The 22,179-nt window shown below is 72.7% G+C and carries 19 protein-coding genes; 7 read left to right on the forward strand and 12 right to left on the reverse strand.

The window, feature by feature from the left end; genetic code table 11:
• The first annotated feature begins 77 nt into the window (after window positions 1–77).
• The gene (locus AB0C26_RS19820) at window positions 78–1,460 is read left to right on the forward strand and encodes an APC family permease (protein ID WP_360248961.1); all 1,383 of its coding nucleotides are present in this window, start codon (window positions 78–80) and stop codon (window positions 1,458–1,460) included.
• On the opposite strand, the gene AB0C26_RS19825 is transcribed toward AB0C26_RS19820, so the two are convergent.
• From AB0C26_RS19825 to AB0C26_RS19840, 4 genes are read right to left on the reverse strand one after another with little or no spacing between them, the layout of a single operon-like run.
• Entirely contained in the window at window positions 1,450–3,183 is a 1,734-nt protein-coding gene (locus AB0C26_RS19825; protein WP_360248964.1) for a hypothetical protein, read from the reverse strand. The genes AB0C26_RS19820 and AB0C26_RS19825 overlap by 11 nt on opposite strands.
• 11 nt (window positions 3,184–3,194) lie before the next feature.
• Window positions 3,195–4,256 carry a MoxR family ATPase gene (locus AB0C26_RS19830; protein ID WP_360248967.1) on the reverse strand — a complete coding sequence of 354 codons (1,062 nt, stop codon included), beginning with the start codon at window positions 4,254–4,256 and terminating at the stop codon, window positions 3,195–3,197.
• A 40-nt stretch (window positions 4,257–4,296) separates the two neighbouring features.
• Window positions 4,297–4,899, reverse strand: a complete 603-nt coding sequence (locus AB0C26_RS19835) for a response regulator transcription factor (RefSeq protein ID WP_360248970.1) — start codon at window positions 4,897–4,899, stop codon at window positions 4,297–4,299.
• On the reverse strand, window positions 4,896–5,990 hold the full coding sequence (locus tag AB0C26_RS19840) for a histidine kinase (RefSeq protein ID WP_360248973.1): 1,095 nt from the start codon (window positions 5,988–5,990) through the stop codon (window positions 4,896–4,898). Before AB0C26_RS19840 ends, AB0C26_RS19835 begins: the two co-directional genes overlap by 4 nt.
• A gap of 109 nt (window positions 5,991–6,099) precedes the next feature.
• Here AB0C26_RS19840 and AB0C26_RS19845 point away from each other — a divergent pair, with 109 nt between their 5' ends.
• Together AB0C26_RS19845 and AB0C26_RS19850 are read left to right on the forward strand one after the other, a co-directional pair.
• Window positions 6,100–6,981: an ABC transporter ATP-binding protein gene (locus AB0C26_RS19845; RefSeq protein ID WP_360248976.1), complete on the forward strand. Its 882-nt coding sequence runs from the start codon at window positions 6,100–6,102 to the stop codon at window positions 6,979–6,981.
• Window positions 6,982–6,996: 15 nt separating this feature from the next.
• A complete protein-coding gene (locus AB0C26_RS19850) occupies window positions 6,997–7,704 on the forward strand; it encodes an ABC transporter permease (protein WP_360248979.1) in 708 nt (235 codons plus the stop codon).
• Window positions 7,705–7,714: 10 nt separating this feature from the next.
• On the opposite strand, the gene AB0C26_RS19855 is transcribed toward AB0C26_RS19850, so the two are convergent.
• Both AB0C26_RS19855 and AB0C26_RS19860 read right to left on the reverse strand, forming a co-directional pair.
• Window positions 7,715–8,356: a response regulator transcription factor gene (locus AB0C26_RS19855; RefSeq protein ID WP_360248982.1), complete on the reverse strand. Its 642-nt coding sequence runs from the start codon at window positions 8,354–8,356 to the stop codon at window positions 7,715–7,717.
• The gene (locus AB0C26_RS19860; RefSeq protein ID WP_360248985.1) at window positions 8,353–9,510 is read right to left on the reverse strand and encodes a histidine kinase; all 1,158 of its coding nucleotides are present in this window, start codon (window positions 9,508–9,510) and stop codon (window positions 8,353–8,355) included. Before AB0C26_RS19860 ends, AB0C26_RS19855 begins: the two co-directional genes overlap by 4 nt.
• A gap of 109 nt (window positions 9,511–9,619) precedes the next feature.
• On the opposite strand from AB0C26_RS19860, the gene AB0C26_RS19865 reads away from it, so the two are divergent.
• On the forward strand, window positions 9,620–10,309 hold the full coding sequence (locus AB0C26_RS19865; protein WP_360248989.1) for a GAP family protein: 690 nt from the start codon (window positions 9,620–9,622) through the stop codon (window positions 10,307–10,309).
• 200 nt (window positions 10,310–10,509) lie between these two features.
• On the opposite strand, the gene AB0C26_RS19870 is transcribed toward AB0C26_RS19865, so the two are convergent.
• Window positions 10,510–10,839 (reverse strand): helix-turn-helix transcriptional regulator, encoded by a 330-nt coding sequence (locus AB0C26_RS19870; RefSeq protein WP_360248992.1) that lies wholly within the window; start codon window positions 10,837–10,839, stop codon window positions 10,510–10,512.
• A gap of 105 nt (window positions 10,840–10,944) precedes the next feature.
• Between AB0C26_RS19870 and AB0C26_RS19875 the strand changes: the two genes are divergently transcribed.
• Window positions 10,945–12,402 carry an ATP-binding protein gene (locus AB0C26_RS19875; RefSeq protein WP_360248996.1) on the forward strand — a complete coding sequence of 486 codons (1,458 nt, stop codon included), beginning with the start codon at window positions 10,945–10,947 and terminating at the stop codon, window positions 12,400–12,402.
• 3 nt (window positions 12,403–12,405) lie between these two features.
• On the opposite strand, the gene AB0C26_RS19880 is transcribed toward AB0C26_RS19875, so the two are convergent.
• The 4 genes from AB0C26_RS19880 to AB0C26_RS19895 are packed head-to-tail and all read right to left on the reverse strand — an operon-like array spanning window position 12,406 to window position 16,057.
• A complete protein-coding gene (locus AB0C26_RS19880) occupies window positions 12,406–12,693 on the reverse strand; it encodes a hypothetical protein (RefSeq protein ID WP_360248999.1) in 288 nt (95 codons plus the stop codon).
• An 8-nt stretch (window positions 12,694–12,701) separates the two neighbouring features.
• Window positions 12,702–13,913, reverse strand: coding sequence for an MFS transporter (locus AB0C26_RS19885; RefSeq protein ID WP_360249002.1), 1,212 nt, complete (start codon window positions 13,911–13,913; stop codon window positions 12,702–12,704).
• A 26-nt stretch (window positions 13,914–13,939) separates the two neighbouring features.
• The gene (locus AB0C26_RS19890) at window positions 13,940–15,532 is read right to left on the reverse strand and encodes an acyl-CoA dehydrogenase family protein (protein ID WP_360249005.1); all 1,593 of its coding nucleotides are present in this window, start codon (window positions 15,530–15,532) and stop codon (window positions 13,940–13,942) included.
• 33 nt (window positions 15,533–15,565) lie between these two features.
• The gene (locus AB0C26_RS19895; protein ID WP_360249008.1) at window positions 15,566–16,057 is read right to left on the reverse strand and encodes a DinB family protein; all 492 of its coding nucleotides are present in this window, start codon (window positions 16,055–16,057) and stop codon (window positions 15,566–15,568) included.
• Window positions 16,058–16,274: 217 nt separating this feature from the next.
• Here AB0C26_RS19895 and AB0C26_RS19900 point away from each other — a divergent pair, with 217 nt between their 5' ends.
• Both AB0C26_RS19900 and AB0C26_RS19905 read left to right on the forward strand, forming a co-directional pair.
• Window positions 16,275–17,954, forward strand: a complete 1,680-nt coding sequence (locus tag AB0C26_RS19900) for a dynamin family protein (protein WP_360249998.1) — start codon at window positions 16,275–16,277, stop codon at window positions 17,952–17,954.
• Entirely contained in the window at window positions 17,951–19,402 is a 1,452-nt protein-coding gene (locus tag AB0C26_RS19905; protein ID WP_360249011.1) for a dynamin family protein, read from the forward strand. Before AB0C26_RS19900 ends, AB0C26_RS19905 begins: the two co-directional genes overlap by 4 nt.
• On the opposite strand, the gene AB0C26_RS19910 is transcribed toward AB0C26_RS19905, so the two are convergent.
• Window positions 19,359–22,166, reverse strand: coding sequence for an Hsp70 family protein (locus AB0C26_RS19910; protein WP_360249014.1), 2,808 nt, complete (start codon window positions 22,164–22,166; stop codon window positions 19,359–19,361). The genes AB0C26_RS19905 and AB0C26_RS19910 overlap by 44 nt on opposite strands.
• Window positions 22,167–22,179: the final 13 nt, after the last annotated feature.

A 22,179-nucleotide genomic window follows, 5' to 3' on the forward strand; every position in this document is an offset into this window, starting at 1 on the left:
CCCGACGCTACCCAACAATCGCGACGCGTCGATAGTCACGACTCGACAGAACGTGCGAGATGTATGACGCTCGGTGGATGGCGGATGCGGTAACGACGGAACAGCCTTCCCTCAAGCGGGTCATGGGGCCCGGCCTTCTTCTGCTCTTCGTGGTCGGTGACATCCTCGGTACCGGCGTCTACGCGCTCACCGGGCGGGTCGCGTCCGAGGTCGGCGGGGCGGTGTGGCTGCCGTTCCTCGTCGCGTTCATCGTCGCGGTGCTCACCGCGTTCAGCTACCTCGAACTCGTGACGAAATATCCGCGGGCGGCCGGCGCGGCGCTGTACACGCACAAGGCGTTCGGCATCCATTTCCTGACGTTCATCGTCACCTTCGCCGTGATGTGCTCGGGGCTCACGAGCGCGTCCAGCGCGTCGAAGGCGTTCGCCTCGAACTTCGTCGAGGCGTTCGACCTGTCCTGGTCCGAGGGCGCGGCGCTGACCGCCGTCGCGCTCGGCTTCATCGTGCTGGTCGGCCTGATCAACTTCCGGGGCGTCGGCGAGAGCGTCAAACTCAACGTGCTGCTGACCTGCGTGGAGCTCTCCGGGCTGCTCATCGTCATCGGGATTGGCGCCTGGGCGCTCGGCGGCGGCGACGGCGACCTGTCCCGGCTGACCGACTTCACGCCGGCCGAGGGGGAGAGCGCCTTCTTCTCGGTCACCGCGGCCACCGCGCTCGCCTTCTTCGCCATGGTCGGCTTCGAGGACTCGGTGAACATGGCCGAGGAGACCAAGGACCCGGTCCGGATCTTCCCGAAGGTCATGCTCACCGGCCTGTGCGTCACCGGCGTCATCTACATCCTGGTCTCCATCTCGTCGGTGGCGCTGGTCGCGCCGGAGGAGCTCGGCGAGGGCGACGCGCCGCTGCTCAAGGTCGTGCAGGCGGGCGCGTCCGGGTTCCCGCTGTGGATCTTCGCTTTCATCACGATGTTCGCGGTGGCCAACTCGGCTCTGATCAACATGCTGATGGCCAGTCGATTGCTGTACGGAATGGCGAACGAGCGCGTGCTGCCGCGGATCCTCGGGCGGGTGCACCGGACGAGGCGTACCCCCTGGGTGGGAATCGTCTTCACCACGGTGATCGCCTTCGGCCTCATCTGGTTCGCCGATCTGGCCGCCCTGGGCGGGACGACGTCGCTGCTGCTGCTCTGCGTCTTCACGGTCGTCAACATCGCCGTGCTGGTGCTGCGCCGCGACCACGTCGACCACGAGCACTTCAAGGCGCCGACGGTCATCCCGGTGATCGGCGCCATCACCTGCGCGTACCTGGCCAGCCCGCTGTCCGGCCGGGCCGGCGCCGACTACCGCGTGGCCGGCATCCTGCTGGTCATCGGCGTGCTCCTGTGGCTGGTCACGTACCTCTACAACCGCAACGTCCGGCACGAGGAGATCACCCTCGACCCGGCGAACCTCAAGGAGTGAGGGCGAAGACCTCGCCCTTCGGCGTGAAGGGCAGACGGGCGCCGACCGGCATCAGGTAGGCGTGCGGACGGCGTACGCGGAGAACGTCGCACCAGCCGTCGGTGATGACCAGGATCGGGCCGGTCGCCGGGAAGTCCTCGGCCCGTTCCAGCAGGTCGATCGCGGGCTGAAGGACGGTGCCGCCGCGCCCGCGCACCCGTACCCGCCCGGCGATGTCCTCGACCGGCAGATAACCGGCGTCGTACGCGGCCGCGTCGCAGAACACCACCCGCGCGGCGGGCACGTCCCGGGCGGTGGCGTACGAGGCGATCGCCCCCAGCGCCTTGCCCATCAGCTCGTGGTTCATCGAGCCGGACGTGTCGACCACGACGCCGAAGGTGCACTTGCGGACGGCTTCGAGCGGCAGATGACGGCCCGGGCGCGGAATGTCCGGTGTGGACGCCTGACGGCGTGACGGCCGGCTGTACGTGCGCTGCCACTCCGGTAACGGCACGTACTCGTCGAACCAGCGGGCCAGCCGCACGTCCCACGGCAGCGGCGGCTGCTCCAGCACCCGGATCTCGGCCACCAGGGCCGCCGGGAGCACGCCCCGGCCGCTGCTCAGGTGGTACGCGTAGCCGCTGAGCAGCGCGCGCCGGCAGTACTCGTCGAGGTCGACCGCCCGGGGGCGCCGGCCGGGATCGCCCAGGATGTCGCCCCGGCCGGCGCCGCGCAGCGTGGCCAGCTTGCGCACGCGGCGCAGATCGCCGGCGATCCGGTCGTAGACGTCCTCGGCGGACAGGCCGGCGAACTGAGGGTCGTACAGAGTGCCGTCCGGAAGCGTGCCGACGGCCATCTCGACCAGCCAGCCGTTGATCACGTAGTCACAGGCGACGTTCCAGAGGTACGCGTCGCGCCAGCCCGCCCGGTCGCCGTGGCGCAGGGCGGCGTGCAGCATCTCGTGGGCGAGCACGAAACGCCACTCGTCCTCGCCGAGCTGCCGCAGCGGGTTCACGTAGATCTCGCCGGCCTCGGGCGACACCGCGGCGATCGAGATGTCCCAGTCGCGGGCGAGGGCCGCGTCGGCGACCAGCTCGAACCGGGCCGCGACGGCCCCGAGCAGCGGGTACGAGCCGATGAACCAGCTCAGCGCGCGCCGCCACGGCGAGCGGCGGGATCCCGGCCGGGCGCCGCCGGCCACGTCGACCGCGGCGGTGGCGGCGGCGGACAGGCCGAGGGCGAACCGCTCGGGCCACCGCGGGTCGTCCTGGTGGCGGCCCAGCGGCTCGTACGACAGACCGGGCGCCCCGGCGCCGCAGCCGGCGAACTCGGGGGCCAGGCCGTTGCGGCGCAGCTGGTCCTCGTCGGCCGCGGGCAGCGTGTCGGGCAGGGTGACCGGTTCGCGGCCCAGTTTCAGCGAGCGCTGGAAGCGGGTCACCACGAGGCAGGCCACGTCGTCCCACTCGCGCGCGTGATGCCCGAAGCCCAGATGCAGCAGGCAGTGGGCGAGCACCCAGGTCCAGCCGTCCTCGTCGAGCTTGCGGGCGCGGTTGGCGCGGATGTGGCCGCCCGGGCCGACCACGGCGTACCCGATGCCGGGCTCGTCGACCAGCTTGGCCGAGGCGCTGGCCAGCGGCCACCCGTCGGCGAGGGGCGCGAACATCGGATGCCGGGCGAGCGCCTTCCACGCGGCGAGAAAGGCGGCCGTGTTCGGATCGGGCTCGACGGCCTTCTTGCGGCTCACGCGACCGCCGCTCAGGTGCGGGCCGCGACCAGGCGGGGCAGGTCGCGGCTCACCTCGACCAGGAACCAGGCCGGCAGTACCGGCGCGCCGTCCTCGCCGGCCGCGATGACCAGGCGCCCGCACTCGAGCGACAGCTCGGCCAGCTCGACCAGCATCGCCTTGGCCCGGTGGGCGAAGTGGCGCACGCTCGCCGGCGCCCGGTCCTTGTCGGCCGGCAGCTCCTTGACCAGTCGCGCCCGGAACGTCTCGGCCAGGAAGTACAGCAGGTCGCGGTCGGTGGGGTGGGCCGGCCAGCCGGCGTCGCCGCGCAGGATCGCGTCGAGTCCGTACCGGTGCCGCACGATCTTCACGTACCCGCCGAACGCGGTCGCGTGGGCCGGGCTGAGCGTGCCGGCGGCCAGCAGCCGTACGACCTCCTCGTCGGCGCCGTCGCCGTAGGACTTCAGGGCGTCGGAGAGCATGTGCCAGCTGCGCGGCGTCGAGAAGGTCTCCTCGGTCTTGGGCGGCGCCGACCACAGGTGGTCGGGGCGCTCGGCCAGGTAGTCGGTCACCCACGGGTGCAGGCCGGCCTCCCGCGCCCACGCGCTCCAGTCCGCGTGCGAGGCCCGCAGGTGCACGTGGACGAGCCGGTTGACCAGCGCCGAGGCCATCGGCCGGGCCAGGGCCTGGTCGCTCGACCGGTTGCCGGCGCCGATCACGATCGACCCGGCCGGCAGCTCGTAGTCGCCGATGCGCCGGTCGAGGATCAGCGAGTAGAACGCCTTCTGCACGTCCGGGCCGGACGCGTTGAGCTCGTCGAGGAACAGGCAGTACGGCTCGTCGCGGGCGATCATCGCGGGCGGCGCGAAGCGGCTGCGCCCGTCCTTGAGCTCCGGGACGCCGATCAGGTCCTCGGCCGCCAGCTGGGTGCCGACCAGGGTGACGCAGTCGAGCCCGAGGGACGCCGCGAACGCGCGCACCAGCGAGCTCTTGCCGATCCCGGGCGCGCCCCACACGAAGACGGGCCGCACGACCGCCACGTGAAGCAGCAGGCCGGGCAGCTGAGCGGGGGTGACGGTGATCGCCGAGTGCACGCCGGAAGTCTGCCTTCCGGCGCCGCGCGAAGCATCCGAATTACAGCCAGTCGTGCTCGCGGGCGTAGCGGGCGGCCTCGTGCCGGGTCGGCGTCTGGGTCTTCTGCATCGCGTTCGACAGGTAGTTGCGCACGGTTCCCTGGGCGAGGTGGAGCCGGGCCGCGATGTCGGCGACCGAGTAGCCCTCGCCGGTCACGCGCAGCACGTCGAGCTCGCGGTCGGTCAGCGGGCAGTCGTCCATCACGGCCACCGCGGACACGTCCGGGTCGATCCACCGCTTGCCCTCGTGCAGGGTGGCGATGACCGAGGTGATGTGCGCCGGCTCGGCCGACTTGCTGACGAAGCCCTGCACGCCGAGCTTCAAAGCCTTCCGGAGTACGCCGGGACGGGCGTGCCGGGTCAGCATCAGGATCACCTGGCCGGGCCGGGCCCGGCGGATCTCGGCCACGGCGCCGAGACCGTCCACCCCCGGCATCTCCAGGTCGATCACGAGCACGTCGGGCTGATGCTTCAACGTCGCCTCGATCGCCGACGCCCCGTCGAACGCCTCGGCCAGCACCGTGATGTCGCCCTCCAGCGGCAGCAGGGCGGCCAGCGCCTTGCGCAGCAGGGCCTCGTCGTCGGCCAGGACCACGCTGGTCATGATCTGAACGCCGCCTGCGTCACGAACTCCCCGTCCTTCTGGGCGACCGTCAGCTCGCCGCCGTCGTCGGCCACCCGCCGGCGCAGCGCCGACAGCCCGTGCAGCTCCGGGAGCGCGTCGCCGCGGGCGCCGTCGTTGACCACCGAGATACCGGCCGCGGTGAGCGTGATCCGCACGCGGGTGGCCTGCGCGTGCCGCAGGATGTTGGTGGTCGTCTCGCGCAGCACCTGCCCGAGCATCTCGCTCGAGGTGGCGCCGGCGTCGGCCGAGCGGGTGATGCGCACGGCGATGCCGGCCGCCTCGAACAGGTTCTTCGCGTTCTCCAGCTCCGCGTTGAGGTTGAGCCGCCGTTGCGCGTACGCCAATTCCTTCGTCTGTTTGATGGTGTCGCCGACCAGCCCTTGGATCTCCCGCAACTCCTCTTCGGCCCGTGTGGGATCGCTGTGCACGAGCTTGGCCGCGAGGGCGGTCTTGAGCTTCACCACATGCAGCGTATGCCCCTGGATGTCGTGCAGCTCGCCGGCGAACCGCGCCCGCTCGCGGGCGACGGCCAGCTCGGCCTCCCGCGTGCGCGACTGCTCGAGCTCCTGGACGACGTCGTAGAACCGCTCACCGGCGACGCTGAAGACGATGGCGAGCCCGGTGACGCCGACGGGCACGAGAACCCATCGGGCCGCCCCGGCGCTGGGGTCGGCCAGGAGCCGGACGGCGCCCACCACGGCCAGGAAGGCGAGCGTGGCGGCGCCCGCCATCACACGGTGGGCCAGCCGGGGAATCGCCAGCGAAGCCACCACACACACCCCCCAATACGCGTTCGGCCCACCGATCAGGACACCCACCGGCCACACCACGGCCGCGACGACCAGGCACGGGACGAACACCCGGGACAGGTCGTTGGCCGTCCAGCGCTCGACCGCGACCAGCGCCACCACCACCCCCGGCGCCAGCACCACCGGGTGCCACCAGGCGTGCGTGTCGGCGCCGACGATGATCACCGCCGCCAGGATCAACGGCGGGAACGCGGTGATCAGGTTGAGCCGGCGCAGACGGCCCTGCGTCGACACGCTGATGCGCAACGGTCTCGCGGTCACGCCACCAAGTATTCAGCCTTGATCGAGGGCCGGACAGTGACACCACGTCACATCGGGCCGTGACGTGGCGGCACTGAACGCGGCGGCGCGATCGCGGTTGCATCGACGCATGACCACAACCCCCGTCATCGAAGTCGAACGGCTCAACGTCCGATACGGCGACTTCCACGCCGTGAAGGACCTGTCCTTCCATGTGGCGGCCGGCGAACTCTACGCCCTGCTCGGCACCAACGGCGCCGGGAAGACCTCGACCCTGGAGACGGTGGAGGGGCATCGAAAGGCCACTTCCGGCGCCGTACGGGTGTTCGGGGCCGCCCCGGACGACCGGCCGGCGGTGCGGCCCCGGATGGGGATCATGCTGCAGGAGAGCGGATTCTCCCCGGACCTCACGGTCCGCGAGTCGGTACGGCTGATCGGGGCGCTGACCAGGCGCCCGGACGACGCGGGCCGGGTCCTGGACGTGGTGGGCCTGACCCGCAAGGCCGGCACCAAGGTGGCGCAGCTGTCCGGCGGCGAGAAGCGGCGGCTCGACTTCGCCACCGCGATCTGGGGGACACCCGAGCTGATCTTCCTGGACGAGCCGACCACCGGCCTCGACATCCAGTCCCGCGACGACCTGTGGGCGGCGGTCGACCGGCTGCGCGAACGCGGGACGACCGTCGTGCTCACCACCCACTACCTCGAAGAAGCGCAGGAGCGGGCCGACCGGATCGGGCTGATGCACGAGGGCACCTTCCACCGCGAGGGCACGGTGGCCGAGCTGACCCGCACGCTGCCCTCGGTCATCCACTTCACGCTGCCCGCCGGCACACCCACGCTGCCGCTTCACGCGTCCCGGGACGCTTCCGGCGCGTATGCCGTCGAGACCTTCACCCTGCAGAAAGACCTGCACCTGCTGCTCGGCTGGGCGCAGGACCACGGTGTCGAGCTGGGCGACCTGCGGGCCGGTGCGACCGGCCTGGACGACGTCTTCCGCGCCATCGCCGGCTGAAAGGAGCCACCCGTCATGCTCTCCATCGCGCTCAGCGAGCTCATCCAGATCTTCCGGAACCGGCTCGTGCTGGTCACCAGCCTCATCATGCCGGCGGTGGTCAGCGCGTACTTCATCTACCAACACGAGACATTCGCGGCCATCGGCGGCCTGGGCTACATCGCGGCGATCGTCATGTTCACCGTGGGCGCCTTCGGCCTGTACACGTCGGCGGTCACCACGCTGGCCTCGCGCCGGCAGAACCTCTTCCTCAAGCGCCTGCGCTCGACGGCGGCCGGCGACGCGGACATCATCGCCGGCCTGCTCCTGCCGGTGACCGCCCTGGCCCTGATCCAGGTGGCGGTCATCCTGACCGTGCTGGGCGCGGTCACCGGCACGCCCGGCAACGCCGTGCTCGTCGGCGTGGGTGTCGTGGCCACCCTGGCCATGATGGCCGGGCTGGGCCTGGCCACGGCCGGGCTGACCAACTCGCCCGAACACGCCCAGGTGACCACGCTGCCGGTCAGCCTCGGCGTGATCGCGGTGGCCAGCTGGGTCGGCATCAGCGGCACCGAACAGCTGACCCTGCTCAAGCGGCTGCTGCCCGGCGGTGCGGCCACCGAACTGGTCGCCGGCGCCTGGAACGGCAGCGCCCCGCCGATCCTGCTGGCGCCCACCCTGGCCTGGGTCGTCGTCGCGATCGCCCTGGCCACCCGCCTGTTCCGCTGGGAGCCGCGCCGCTGACCCACCCGGGCTATGCCAGTCCGTTCTCCTTGGCGAGGATGGCGGCCTGGACCCGGGACGCGCAGCCGAGCTTGGCCAGGACGCGGGAGACGTGGGTTTTCGCGGTGGCCTCGGTGATGGACAGCTCGGCGGCCAGGTCGGCGTTGGACAGGCCGCGGCCGAGAGCGGCCAGGATCTCGCGTTCCCGGGCGGTCAGGTCGCCGAGGGCGGCGGGCGCCGGTGGCGGGCCGGGCCGGTCGGTGGCGAACGTGGCCAGCAGGCGGCGGGTCAGCGACGGGGCGATCACGCCGTCGCCGGCCGCGACGTGGCGGACGGCGGTGACCAGGTCGGCCGGCTCGACCGACTTGAGCAGGAAGCCGGCCGCCCCGGCGCGGAGGGCGCCGAACACGTACTCGTCCAGGTCGAAGGTCGTCAGGATCAGCACGTCGGCCAGGCCGGCCGAGGTGATGGCCCGGGTGGCGCTGATCCCGTCGGTGCCCGGCATGCGGACGTCCATCAGGACGACGTCGGGCCGCAGGGCGCCGGCCTGGCGCAGGGCGACCGCGCCGTCGGCGGCCTCCCCCACCACCTCGATGTCGGGCGCCTGCTCGAGGATGAGCCGCAGCCCGGCCCGGATCGCCGCGTGGTCGTCGGCCAGCAGGACGCGGATCACCGGATCGCTCCCGCCGGCAGGGTGGCGTGGACCCGCCAGCCGGACCCGTCCGGGCCGGCCGCCACCGAACCGCCCAGCAGGGCCGCCCGCTCGCGCATGGACGGCAGGCCGGTGCCGGCGCTCAGCGCCTGGTGGGGCAGTGGGGGCGCCTGGGTCAGGCTGTTCGTCACCGTCACGGTCACCTCGCCGGCCGTCCGGCGCACGCTCAGGCGTACGTCCGAACCGGGAGCGTGTTTGCGGGCGTTCGTCAGGGCCTCGTTGACGATGCGGTAGACGGTGTGGGCGACGATCACCGGAACACCGGTGATCTCGGGCAGATCGGCGGTCACCCGCAGGCCGTCGGCCTCGGCCGCCTCGACCAGGGTGGGCAAACGATCCAGGCCGCCCGGCACCGTCGCGTCGGCCAGCGGAGCGTCCCGCAACAGCATGATCATGGAGCGCATCTCCTCGAGGGCGGCCAGGCTGCTGGTCCGGACCGCCTGCAGGGCGGCCCGGTCGCGGGTGGTGTCCGGCGGGGCGGCCAGGGCGGCGCCCGAGTGCAGAGCCGTCGTCGACAGGTGGGCGGCGATCACGTCGTGCAGGTCTCGGGCCATCGCCGCGCGTTCGGCCAGCACGGCCTCCTGGGCGGCCAGCTCACCCAGGCGGCGCTGCTGGCGGACATTGGCCGACCACCACAACGGCACGAACAGAAGCGTGGTCAGCTGAAGGGCGATGAACACGGCGACGCGGACCTGGCCCGCGGCCAGGCCCCCGACCACGCCGGCGGTGCCGATGACCACGAAGACCGCTGTGGTGACGGCCCGGCGGGCCCGGTCCGACGCGAACTGCCCCACCGAGAAGATCAGATCGAACAGGACGAGAACCATCGCGATGCTGCCGCCCAGCGCCAGATCGGCCAGGGTGGCCACCACCCCGGCGGCCAGGGCGGGCAGCGGGTGGCGGCGCTTGCCGAGCATGGCGGCGCAGCCCACGACCAGCGGAACCGTGTGCCACCAGGCCGGCGCGCCCTCGAGCCGGTCGATGCCGGTATCGACCCAGACATCGGTCAGCCCGAGCAGGTTGAGCGCCAGCCCACCGGCGAACGTCGAGACCGCGGTCACCCTGTCCTGGAACGACGGGCTGGCCCGCCACCGCCGCATGATCGCCGTCCGCACCGGCCTATCCCATCACGCCGCGCGCCCCCACGGCGTCCGACCAAAGTTGTACGCGCGCGCACACCCTTCGGCCGACGCGCCCGCGAGCGAGCCGCGCGAGGGTTTCGCCATGGACCTCGCGCTCCTCGGCTCGCTGGCCGTTCTCGCCCTGATCGACTCCACCAGCTTCGGCACCCTGCTCATCCCGATCTGGCTGCTCATGCACCCCGGCCCGGTCCGGCCCACCCGCATCCTGGTCTTCCTCGGCACGGTGGCGGCCTTCTACTTCGCGGTGGGCCTGGCCGTGGCGCTGGGCGCGGACGCCTTACTCCCACAGATAACCCGCCTGCTCGACACCCGCCCCGTGTCATGGATCCAGCTGATCCTCGGCGTGGGCCTGTTCTTCTGGAGCTTCCGCCTCGACCGCCGCCCCAGCACCGGTTCCGGCGGCGGGGGCCGGCTGGTCCGGTGGCGGGAACGCGCGCTGAGCGACGGCAGCACCTCCGGGCTGGCCGGGCTGGCGCTGGCCGCGGCCGCCGCCGAGCTCACCACGATGCTGCCCTACCTGGCCGCGATCGGCCTGCTCACCGGGGCCGACCTGGGGCCCGCCACCATCGCGGCGGTCATGGCCGGGTACTGCCTGGTCATGATCCTCCCGGCTCTCGCCCTGCTCGGCGCGCGCCTGGCCGCCGGCGACCGCCTGACCCCGCTGCTGACCCGCGTCGGCGACCGCCTGGCCCGCAGCAACGCCCTGGCCTGGGTCGTCGGCATCGTCGGTTTCCTGCTGGCCCGCGACGCGGCCCTCCGCCTCTTCAACTGACGCGCGTGCGATCGAGGCGATGATGTTCCGGCCGGGTGGTCGGGGCCTCGCCGTGGTCCGCCGGCGGCGGTACGCTGCGGGCACGGAAGGGGTTCGCCGATGGCCGGGCCGATCATCGTCATGGTGGCGGGTGTGCTGGTGGCGGGTGTGCTGGTGGCGGGTGTGCTGGTGGCGGCGTCCGGTCGGCTGGACGACTGAGCTCAGGCCGCGAGGCGGAAGTCGCCGCGGCGGGTGGGCGCCTGGGGGCGCGGGGCGCGGTCGGCCAGGTCGAAACGGCCCTGGCGCAGGTCGGCGCGCCGCGGCTGCGGCTGGGCCTCGCGCAGCACGGCCAGCAGCAGGTCGAACAGCGTCAGGCCGAGGGCGCGGCAGATCGCGTCGAGCAGTTCCGAGGACGGCTCCTTGCGGCCCCGCTCGACCTCGGACAGGTGCCCGATCGACACCCCGGCCAGTTCGGACACCTCGCGGAGGGTCTTTCCCTGTGCCATGCGTGTGCGCCGGAGCACCTGGCCGATGAGCGTGCGGAGCATCATCCCTGCAACCTACCGGACTGTCACCACCACTTGGCGGGGGAGCGAATCGGCAGGCGTGTGTCACTGTTGGGAGTGCGACTGCCGTCCATCCCCAGGGAGCTGAGCATGTCCGACGCACGTGCGCGTGGAGAGACTTTCGAGTACGCGGGGGCCACCGTGGAGCTGGTCGACGCCACCACGGTCCTGGCCGCGGCGCGGGTCAACCCCGTCGAGCTGCTGCGGCGGGCGACCTGGCCCTCGCCCGTGCAGCGGGTCGATCTGACCGTGTCCAGCGCCGACCGGGACGGCGGGCCGGTGCACACGTTCGCGGCCGCGATCAGCACGGCCGACGAGCCGCTGTCCAAGGAGCGCATCCGCAAGCTGGTGCTCGGCAACGACCCGGTGGGGCTGCTGCTGGCCAAGCGGATCGAGGCCGGCGATCCGATCGCGACGCGGATCGTCGACGGTGTGGGTGCCGCGGCCGCCGCCGCGTACCGTCGCCTCGGTCTGGACCGGCCCGAGAAGCCGGCGGCCGGTCGCCAGCCCGGCACCATCGCCGACGCCGTCGTGGGTCTGCAGGCGACGGTGACGTACGACGAGAGCGGCACCGTCGTGCGGTTGAGCGCCGAGGTTTCCCGGGACGAGGTCACCCCCGCCCACCTGCAGGCCTTCGTCGGGCTGACGCTTCAGGCGGTGCTCGAGCTGACCGGGCCGGACGCGCTGACCGGCCGGCGCTACGTGGTGAGCCGCGAGAACATCTCGGCCACGCCGGCCACCACCAAGACCGTCACCCTCGACATGGTCGGCGGGCTGACCAAGGAGGTCGGCGAGCTGCGCGAGATCGCGGTGTCCTTCCGGCACCCCGAGTCGATGGCGCGGTGGGGGGCGCAGAGGCCGCAGGGCATCTTGATGTACGGGCCTCCCGGCACCGGCAAGACGATGCTGTCCCGAGCCCTGGCCAACGAGATCGGCGCCGACTTCCGCGAGATCCGGACGCCGGAGATCCTCGACAAGTGGCTCGGCGGTTCCGAGCGCAACATCAAGCAGATCTTCCGCGACGCCCGGCGCTACCGGGTGCCGACCCTGATGCTGTTCGACGAGTTCGACTCGATCATCAGTTATGCCGGGTCGGGCGGCGACGCGGCCAGCCAGGCCATCAACGCCGTGGCCGGCATCTTCAAGCAGGAGATGAACGACCTGATCGAGGCCAACCCGAACGTCATCGTGGTGGCCACGACGAACTTCCCGCACCGGGTGGACGACTCGCTGATCCGCTCCGGCCGCTTCGACGTGAAGCTGAGCATCCCGAAACCGGACGAGGCGAGCCGGGCCGAGATCTTCCGCAAGATGATCCGGGCCCTGATCGCCGCGCATGAGGAGCCGGGCTTCCAGATGTTCGCCGACGACCTCGACCTGACCGCGCTGGCCGCGGCCAGCCACGGCATGACCGGCGCCGACATCAAGGAGGTGCTGCGCCGGGTGCAGCTGGCCAAGGCGATGCAGGACGCCCGGACCGGCGGCCGCGTCAGCCCGATCTCGCAGGAGGAGCTGTTGTCGAGCGTCCGCGACCTGGCCGGTCGATAATCCCTAAGCCGGGGCCTTCTCCTTGTTGCGCACCTGGTAGGTGACGGCGCCGGTGCCGGCGACGGCCACGACGGCGGCCAGAACGGCGGTGACCCACTGGCCGTCGGTGATCGTGTCGAAGCCGGTGTTCTCGCCTTGCAACGCGGTGAGCAGCGACGACAGGAAAGCGATGATGCCGCTCGTCACGGCCGAGAAGACCGCTTTCGTGCTGGTGGTGTCCACGGTGACCTCCCGGGGTCGTACGTCTCGTCCGATCAGGATGAGGCGCGGGCGGAGCCGGGGATACACCATGTCGGGAATCAGATCGGCGTGGCCGTGACGGATTCACGCCAGGGGAGTAACGCCGAGCTGGCCAGCGCGCCGAGACCGCAGACGAGCAGGGCGGCCCGCACGCTGGTGGCCGCGGCCAGCGCCCCGCCGAGGGCGATGAAGACCGGCTGGGCGGTGCGGGAGCTGATCTGCCAGCAGGCGATCACCCGCGACATGGAGCGGTCGTCGGTCTCGGTCATCCGGTAGGTGGCGACCGACGGGTTGGACACCCCGGAACCGAACAGCGCGAAAACCTCGAGAGCGATCATCAGTACGAGTCCCGGCACGCCCGCCGGGATGAGGGCCAGCGGGGCCAGCCACAGGGCACGGAACAGGCCTGACCAGACCAGTACGCGGTGGGCGCCGAAACGGTCGGTCAGCGGGCGCATCGCCAGCGCGCCCAGGATGCCGCCGACGCAGGACGCGCCCCAGCCGATCCCGTACTGCCAGGGCGGGAAGCCGAGGTCGCGCAGCATCAGGACGGCCAGCAGCGGCGAGGCGGCCATCATGGCGCCGGCGAAGATCTGCTGGTTCAGGAAGACGGCGCGCAGGCCGCGGTGCCCGGCGATGTAGCGCCAGCCCTCGGCGATCTCCCGCCACCGGCCGGTGCCGGCCACCCGCTCGGGCGGGTCGGGCTCGGCGCTGCGCAGGGCCCGTACGCCCAACGCCGAGAGCAGGAAGCTCACCGCGTCCACCGCGATGGTGACGGCGGCGCCCAGCCACGAGGTGAGCGCGCCGCCCAGGGCCGGGCCGGCGCTGTACGCCGTCCAGAAGGTGGCCTCGAAGCGGCCGTTGGCGGTGGCCCGCCCGGCCGGGCCGACCAGCGCCTTGAGGTGGGCGCCGCTGGCCGAGGCGAACGCGATCGCGGCCACCGACTGGACGATCGCCACCAGGCAGAGCTGTGCGTACGTGAGCGTGCCGGCGGCGATGGCGAGCGGGACGGTGATCAGCGCGGCGAACCGGGCCAGGTCGGCCCCGATCATCACGGGCCGCTTGCGGTGGAACTCGATCCACGGGCCGGCCGGCAGGGCCAGGGCCGCGGCGGCCACCCCGGCCAGTGCGGCCAGCAGCGACACCTGCCACTCGCTGACCTTCAGGATCAGCACCGCCACCAGGGGAATCGCGCCGAAGCCGAGGCCCGTGCCGAACTCGCTGATCCCGTACGCCGTCCAGAGCCTGCGAAAGTCCGAGCCGAGCGCCACCGGGGCACCCTAGCGGGCCGGCGGCGTCAGGCGGGGGCGGCGCGGTCGACGATGGCGGTGGTGTCGGCGCCGCGGGGGAGGGTGCCGAAGGTGTGCCCCCAGTCGCCGCCGAGGCGGGTGGCGCAGAAGGCGTCGGCGACCTCGGCCGGGGCGTGCCGCACGAGCAGGGACCCTTGCAGTACGAGGGCCAGGCGCTCCACCATCCGGCGGGCGTCCGCCTCGTCGGGCCGCTCGTTTTTCAGGGCGGTGATCGCGGCGTCGAGCCGCCGGTCGGCGCCCGCGGCGGCCTCGGCCTCGGCCAGGAAGGCGGCCAGCGCGTCGGGCTCGCGGCTCAGCGTGCGCAGCACGTCGAGGGCCTGGACGTTGCCGGAGCCCTCCCAGATCGAGTTGAGCGGGGCGTCGCGGTAGAGCCGGGGCATTCCGGAGTCCTCCACGTAGCCGTTACCGCCCAGGCATTCGAGGGCCTCGCCGACCAGGACGGGCTGGCGCTTGCACACCCAGAATTTGCCGACGGCGACGGCCAGCCGCTGGAAGGCGTGCTCGCCGCGGTCGACGGCGCCGGCCAGGCGCAGGGCGAGCAGGGTGGCGGCCTCGGATTCGACGGCCATGTCGGCCAGGACGGCGCGCATGACGGGCTTGTCGGCGAGCACGCCGCCGAACGCGCTGCGGTGCCGGGTGTGGTGGATCGCCTGGGTGAGGGCGGCCCGCATGCCCGAGGCGGAGCCGGTCACGCAGTCGAGCCGGGTCATGGCGACCATCTCGATGATCGTGCGGACGCCCTGGCCCTCGGGGCCGACCAGCCAGGCCGTGGTGACGTCGAACTCCGGCTCGGAGGAGGCGTTGCTGCGGTTGCCCAGCTTGTCCTTGAGCCGTTGAATGCGGAAGACGTTCCGCGTGCCGTCCGGGAGCACCCGCGGGACCATGAAACAGGACAAACCGGCCGGGGTTTGGGCGAGCACCAAGAACAGGTCGGACATGGGCGCGCTCGTGAACCATTTGTGGCCGGTCAAACGGTAAGTGCCGTCGGCCGATCTCGTGGCCTTTGTCGTATTCGCGCGGACGTCCGATCCGCCCTGCTTCTCCGTCATGCCCATGCCGGCGATCAGCCCGCGCTTGGTGGTGGGTGTCCGCAGGCCGAAGTCGTAGACGCGGGACGCGAGGAGCGGTTCGTAGACTCCGGACAGATCGGGATTGTGGCGCAGGGCGGGGACCACGGCGTACGTCATCGAGACCGGGCAGATGTGCCCGGCCTCGACCTGCGACCAGACGAAGACCCCGGCGGCGCGGGCGACGTGAGCACCGGGGCGAGGGTCGGCCCACGGCGAGCCGGCGAGGCCCTCGCCGACCGCGACCTCCATGAGCCGGTGCCACGACGGGTGGAACTCGGCCTCGTCGACCCGGTGCCCGTAGCGGTCGTGGGTGACCAGCCGCGGCTCGTACCGGTTGGCCTCGTCGGCCCAGCGCTGCGGCTCGGCCGTGCCGGCCAGCTTGCCCAGCCGGTGCAGGTCGCCCACCGCCCACGGCGCGCCCTCGCGGGCGACGGCGGCCAGCAGCGCCGCGTCGGCCGACACGTCGTAGTCCACGAGCGGGGGCGCCTGGTTGAAGACCTCGTGCGTCACCCCGGCAATGTAACTCGCAGGTAACTTGCGCCGCTATCGACCGGTGGTCCCGTCGATCAGCTCGCGGAGGATGTCGGCGTGACCCGCGTGCCGGGCCGTCTCGCTCGTCATGTGGGCCAGCACCCACCGCAGGCTGAGGAACCGGCCGTCGATCGGGTGGTGCACCGGCGCGGCGGTGTCGGCGGCGGCCCGGATGATCGCGTTGCTGTGCTCGATCGCGGCCCGGTAGGCGGCGACGACCTCGGCCGTGCTCACCTCGGCCGCCACCGCCATGTCGAAGTCGGGCTCGCCGGTCGTCTCGCCCGCCATCGTGTACGCGAACCAGTAGCGCTCACCGGCGGTGAGGTGCGCGATCAGCCCGAGCAGATTGGTGCCGGTGGGCACCAGCACGGAACGCAGCTGCTCGTCGCTCAGCCCTTCGGCCTTCTTCAGCACGGACTCCCGCGCGAAGTCCAGGAAGGCGATCGCGGTGTCGATCTCCCCGTCGTCGTTACGCGGTACCGGCTTGCGCTGGGTCTCGGCCATGAGCGCACACGATAGTGGCTCCGCACGCGCCGCGCGGGGTGCCGTTCCGGCCGCGCGTGCGGAGGGACCTGGGGGCGGTACGGCGCACAACATCGCACATCGGGATGTCCGCTCGCCTGTCGGAAATCCGTCCGAGAGGAGGGCTCGACCGAGGGCCACCACTGTGTAGGGTCGTGCGGTCGGTCGCTGTGAGTGAGGCGGAGGAGTGCCGTTGACCGTGCTCGGCGAGCTGGCCGGCGCGCGGGCGCTCGCGGCCGGCAGCGGGGAAGCCGACCTGGTCGACCGGATCGACCGGGCCACCGCACAACTGCGCGCGGCCGACGTCACCGTGGCCGTGGTCGGCGAGTTCAAACAGGGCAAGAGCACCCTGGTCAACGCCCTTCTGCGCACCGACGTGTGCCCGGTCGGCGCCGACATCGTCACCGCGGCGCCGATGACTCTGCGCTTCGGGCAGCCACCCGCGGCGTCCGCGAACGGCGCGCCGATCGACCTCACCGCCATCCCGGACCACCTCGACCAGCCCATCGAGGTGCGGCTCGACCGGCGGCTGCTCGCCGCGGGCCTGGCCCTCGTCGACACCCCGGGCGTCGGCGGTCTCGACTCGGCCCAGGGCAACGTCACGCTGGCGCTGCTGCCCTCGGCCGGCGCGGCCCTGTTCGTCACCGACGCCGCCCAGGAACTGACGGCTCCCGAGGTCGACTTCCTGCGGCGTACGGCCGAACGCTGCCCCCGCACCTACTGCGTGCTCACAAAGACCGACCTGCACGCGGAATGGCGGCGGATCGCCCGGATCAACGAGGGGCACCTGAAACGGGCCGGGCTCGACGTGCCGGTCGTGCCGGTGTCGTCGTTCCTGCGGGCCCGGGCCCAGGCCCGCGACGACCAGGCGCTCAACCAGGAGTCCGGCTACCCGCGCCTGGTCGACCTGCTGCGCCGCGACGTGCTCGAGGCGGCGATGGCCGACCGGGTCGCGGCGGCCCGGGCCGAACTGTCGTTCGTGGTCGAGCGGCTGCGCGAGCGCGTCGACGCCGAAGGGGCCGCGCTGCGCGGTGTTCCCCAGGCGGTCCAGCGGTACGAGGAACGGGCGCGCCGCAGCGCGACCCTGGCCCACGGCTCGTGGCAGACCCTGCTCGGCGACGGCATCCAGGACCTGGCGGCCGACGTCGACCACGACCTGCGCGAACGGCTCCGGCGGATCATCCGCGACGGCGCCGAGGTCCTTGACGCCTCCGACCCCCGCGACACCTGGCAGGACTTCCAGGCGTGGGCGGCCCGGGAGGCCGCGGCGGCCGCCGCCGACAACCTGATGCTGCTGGTCGCCCGGACCGAACAGCTGGCGGCCGAGGTGGCCCGGCGTTTCGGCCTCGAGTGCGACCAGCTGGAGATCGACCTGCCGGCGCCCGAACTGGCCCTGTCCAAGGCGGCCGAGCTCGACGTCAGCTTCCACCAGACCCGCACGCAGCAGTTCCTGGGGGCGTTCACGGCGGCCCGGGTCTCGTACGGCGGGTTCTACCTGCTGGGCGCGGTGGGCGCCCTGTTCAGCGTGGCCTGGGCGGCGCCGCTCGGCCTGATCGCCGGCCTGACGCTGGGCCGGCGGCTGATGAAGATGGAGAAGGAGCGCCAGGTGCGCCAGCGCCGCCAGCTGGCGCTGTCGGAGCTGCGCAAATACATCGACGACGTGGGCTTTCATCTGGGCCGCGACTGCCGCGAGGCGGTACGCCGCACCCAGCGCCTGTTGCGCGACGAGTTCGCCGACCGGGCCCGTTCCGTCGAACGCGCGGCCACGGCATCCCGGGCCGCCGCCCACCGCGCCGCGGAGATGCCGGACAGCGCCAAGAAGGCCCGCCTGGAGGCCCTGGCCGACCAGCGCCGCCAGCTCGACGGGCTCGCCGCGTGAGGGCGGCCCTGCTCGACCAGGTGCGGGGGCTGCTCGATCGGGCGCTGGCCGAAACCGGCAATCCGCGGCTGGTGGCGGCGCGGGCGCGGGTGGACGAGCCGCTGCGGGTGGCCATCGCCGGGCGGGTCAAGGCCGGCAAGTCGACGCTGCTGAACGCGCTCGTCGGCGAGGAACTGGCGCCGACCGACGCCGGGGAGTGCACGACGATCGTCACCTGGTACGCCGACGGGCCCCGGTACGCCGTGACCGCGTACGGCAGTGACGGATCTGTCGAATCCCTGCCCTTCACCCGGCGCGGCGGGTCCGTCGAGATCTCCCTGGGGCGCCCGGCCGAGCAGATCGAGAGGCTTGAGGTACGGCTGCCGAGCGGCCGCCTCCGTCAGCACACCCTGGTCGACACGCCCGGCATCGCGTCGCTGTCGGCCGACGTGTCGCTGCGGACCATGGCGTTCCTCGACGCCGAGGGCGAACGGGCCGCGCAGACCGACGCCGTGCTCTACCTGCTGCGCCACATGCACGGCAGCGACGTGCGGTTCCTCGAGTCGTTCCACGCCGACGGGGTCAGCGAGGGCACGCCCGTCAACGCGGTCGGTGTGCTGTCGCGGGCCGACGAGATCGGCGGCTGCCGGCTCGACGCGATGACGGCGGCGAACCAGATCGCCGGCCGGTACGCGGCCGACGAACGCCTGCGCCGGCTGTGCCCGGTGATCGTGCCGGTGGCCGGGCTGCTCGGCGTGGCCGGGGCGACGCTGCGCGAGGACGAGTTCCGCGAGCTGGCCGGTGTCGCCGCGCGGCCCATGGACGACGTCATCGAGCTGCTGCTCACGGCCGACCGGTTCGCCGACTCCGGCGAAGCGCGGCGGCGGCTCCTGGGCCGGTTGGGGCTCTTCGGGGTACGGGTGTCGGTGCGCCTGATCAAGGACGGGTCGGTCGGGGACGCGCCCGGGCTGGCCGCGGCCCTGACCGAACAGAGCGGCCTGGGCCGGCTGCGCGAGGTGCTGACCGCGCAGTTCGCGGGCCGGGCCGACGTGCTCAAGGCCCGCTCGGCGCTGGCCGTGCTCGGCGAATGTGTCACGCCGGGCTCGGCGGCCGCGGTCGAGGCGGAGCGGATCCGGGCCGGGGCGCACGAGCTGACGGAGCTGCGGCTGCTGCGCCTGGTGCGGGCGGGCCGCGTACCGGGAAAGGACGATCAGCTGGCCGAGCTGGACCGGCTGATCGGCGGGAACGGCATCGACCCGTACAGCCGCCTGGGCCTGGCCCCGGAGTCGAGCGACGAGGAAGTGGCCGACCGGGCGCGCGCGGCGCGGGCGAAGTGGCAGCGGATCGCCGAACATCCACTCTCCGCCCGCGACCTGAAAACGGCGGCGCGGGCGGCGACCCGTACCTGCGAAGGCCTGTTGGTCCTCAGAACCAGCAGGGATGAGCCTCGCGCTGACCCGGCTTGGTGACGACCGCCTCGCCGGTGCCGTCGGGCTTGAGCAGCACGATCCGCGGCTGCTCGTAGGGACCGCGGGCGAAGGCGAACCACGTGCCGTCCGGTGACCAGCTCGGATCCTGCTCCCGGGTCGGATCGTCGGTCAGCTGCCGCGGATTCGCGCCGTCGCGGTCGACGATCCAGATGTCGGAGTCGTCATCCTCGCCCTCCCGGGTGAACAGCAGCCGGGAACCGTCCGGCGACAGCGCGGGATCGTTGGCCTGCCCCATCGCGGCGGTGGTGATCGGCCGGCCGGGCTCCTTCGGAGCGGCCACGTCGAGCTCGTAGACCTGCTTGACGCCGCCGCGCTGAACCCAGTACACGATGGTCTTGCCGTCGGCCGCCCAGAACGGATCGTCCTTGGGATCCCGCGAGAAGGTGAGCTGCCGGTGCGGCCCACCGTCGACCGGCATGGTGAAGAGCTGGCCGACCCCGTCGACCTTCTTGACGAACGCGAGCTTGCTGTCATCGGCGGACCAGGCGACCCGCCCCGGCGCGTCCTCGATGACCCGGCGGCGCCCGGAGCCGTCGGCGTTCATCACGTAGATCTCGACGGCCTGACCGGCGGCATGCGAGAGAGCGATCCGCTGCCGGTCGTGCGACCACTTGGGCAGAGCGTCGCCGGGCTCGGTGCCCTTCAGCGGAGTACGCGGGGTGTCCGCCCCCGGCTGGAACGCGTAAATCTTGGACACCCGCTCCGGCCCGGTCCCGGCCCCGGTGTCGACCCGGACAAGAAGCTTCTTGTCGGTGGGATAGGCCACGGTGCTCTTCGGAAACGCGTCGTCGTTCCTCTCCGGCTGGTCGTCCCGGTTCAGGACGACGTACGTGCCGACCCCGGCCGCGACCAGCACCGCGACGAAGGCGCCGGTGACCGCGAGCAGCCGCTTACGCCCCCGGCCCGCAGGCCCGCCCGCCGCTCCCGCAACCGCCGCGGGCGCACCGGCCGCCCCCGCAACCGCCGCAGGCGCGCCGGCCGCCCACGTGCCGTCCCCGGGCGCGTGCTGGTTCGGCGGCGCGCCCATGGCCCATGTGCCGTCCCCAGGCGCGTGCTGATTTGGGGGCGCGCCCATGGCCCACCTGCCGTCGCTGGGCGCGTGCTGATTTGGAGGCGCGCCCATGGCCCATGTGCTGTCCCCGGGCGCGTGCTGATTCGGCGGCGCGCTCACGGCCCATGCGCCGTCCCCGGGCGCCTGCGAGCTCGGGGACGTGCCGAAGGGCCGTGTTCCGTCCGCGGGCGGGCTTGGCTGCGCGGCGAGAATTCGTGTGTGCGCTGTCGTCGCGGGCGGCGAGCCGAAAACTTGTGTGTCAGCCGTGTCAGCCGTGGCCGCGGGGGCGACAGCTGGCATCACCGGAGCATTCGGCACCCCGGCAGGCGACTTTCCCGACATTTCCGAAGTGTCCGGCAGCGAAGCGGTGACCGGTGTGGAGGCGGTGACCGGTGTGGAGGCGGCGCCGGGCACGGAGGCGGCGCCGGGCACGGAGGCGGTGCCCGGTACGGAGGCGGCTCCCCGCTTGTATTGCACACCCGCCGCGGACGATTGCCGAGGTGCTGAGGTCGGCGGTGCCGCGGAAGGGGGCCGTGCCGAGCTCTGCGCCGCGGCGAGCGAGGCCGACGCGTGCCCGTCAGCCGTCGCGAGCGGCGGTACCGGAGTGGGCGGCGGCGCTGAGACCACGCCTGCCGCCGCGGTGGACAGGGCGGCGCCGAGGGCGACGCTGTGTTCCGGGTGGGGGTCGGCGGCTACCGGGCGGGACAGGGCGCCGGTCAGGGTCTGGGCGACCAGGGGGATCCGGGAGGAGCCGCCGGCCAGCAGGATCGCTGTGAGCTGGTCGGGGGTGACGCCGGCGCCGCGCAGGGCTCGGCGGGTCGCGTCGATCGTGTCGGACAGGGCCGGGGCGATCATCGCCTCGAACTCGGAGCGGTTCAGGCGGATCCGGCGGTGCAGGCCGGGCAGCGCCACCGGGATCGACGTCTCGGTGTCGAAGGACAGGGACTCCTTCGCCTCCACGCAGTCGCGGCGCAGCCGGGCCAGGGCCGTCACCACCTCGGGGTCGTCGCCGTCGAGGTCGGTCGCCGCGTCGCCCAGCACGTCCAGGACGTGGGCGAACACCGCCTCGTCGAAGTCGGCGCCGCCGAGCTGTTCGATGCCCTCGGCCTCGCCCAGCAGCACGAAACCGGGGCCCTCGCGGCGCAGCACCGCCACGTCGAACGTGCCGCCGCCCAGGTCGTAGACCGCCACCGTCTCGCCCGGGCCGACCTGGCGGGCGGTCGCGTGCCGCAGGGCGGCCGCTTCCGGTTCCGTACGGAAGGAAACCGTTCCGGCGTCGGCCAGCCGCACCGCCTGGTCGAACTGCTCCCTCTTGTACGGTCCCCAGTTCGCCGGATGGGTGATGGTGATCGTGGCCGGCGGGCCGCCGCGCTCGCGGGCCACCGTGTCCAGCACGTGCCGCAGCAGTTTTCCGGTCAGCGCGTGGGCCGAGAACGGCACCCCGCCGGCCAGGATCGGCACCGGGTCGCCGAGGCGCCGCTTGAACTCGCGGGCCAGCCGGTCCGGTTCGGCCTGGCCCCGCCGCTCGGCCGCCTCACCGATCAGCAGCCCGCCCTCGGGTGTCACGAACACCAGGGACGGGATCTCGGCCCGGCGCGTGCCGAGACGGACGACGTCGACCCGCCCGTCGCTCTCGCGTACCGCCGCCGCGGTCTGCGTCGTGCCCAGGTCGACGCCGAGGGAGTAATTCACGCCCCGATGCTTC

Origin of the sequence: Actinoplanes sp. NPDC048796, from assembly GCF_040650035.1 — a bacterium.
Classification (GTDB): Bacteria; Actinomycetota; Actinomycetes; order Mycobacteriales; family Micromonosporaceae; genus Actinoplanes.

Bases quoted from the DNA above. Each gene is read 5' to 3' on its own strand.
- AB0C26_RS19820 (WP_360248961.1), top strand. From the start codon at position 78: ATGGCGGATGCGGTAACGACGGAACAGCCTTCCCTCAAGCGGGTCATG.
- AB0C26_RS19835 (WP_360248970.1), bottom strand. From the start codon at position 4,899: ATGACCAGCGTGGTCCTGGCCGACGACGAGGCCCTGCTGCGCAAGGCG.
- AB0C26_RS19845 (WP_360248976.1), top strand. From the start codon at position 6,100: ATGACCACAACCCCCGTCATCGAAGTCGAACGGCTCAACGTCCGATAC.
- AB0C26_RS19850 (WP_360248979.1), top strand. From the start codon at position 6,997: ATGCTCTCCATCGCGCTCAGCGAGCTCATCCAGATCTTCCGGAACCGG.
- AB0C26_RS19865 (WP_360248989.1), top strand. From the start codon at position 9,620: ATGGACCTCGCGCTCCTCGGCTCGCTGGCCGTTCTCGCCCTGATCGAC.
- AB0C26_RS19870 (WP_360248992.1), bottom strand. From the start codon at position 10,839: ATGATGCTCCGCACGCTCATCGGCCAGGTGCTCCGGCGCACACGCATG.
- AB0C26_RS19875 (WP_360248996.1), top strand. From the start codon at position 10,945: ATGTCCGACGCACGTGCGCGTGGAGAGACTTTCGAGTACGCGGGGGCC.
- AB0C26_RS19880 (WP_360248999.1), bottom strand. From the start codon at position 12,693: ATGGTGTATCCCCGGCTCCGCCCGCGCCTCATCCTGATCGGACGAGAC.
- AB0C26_RS19895 (WP_360249008.1), bottom strand. From the start codon at position 16,057: ATGGCCGAGACCCAGCGCAAGCCGGTACCGCGTAACGACGACGGGGAG.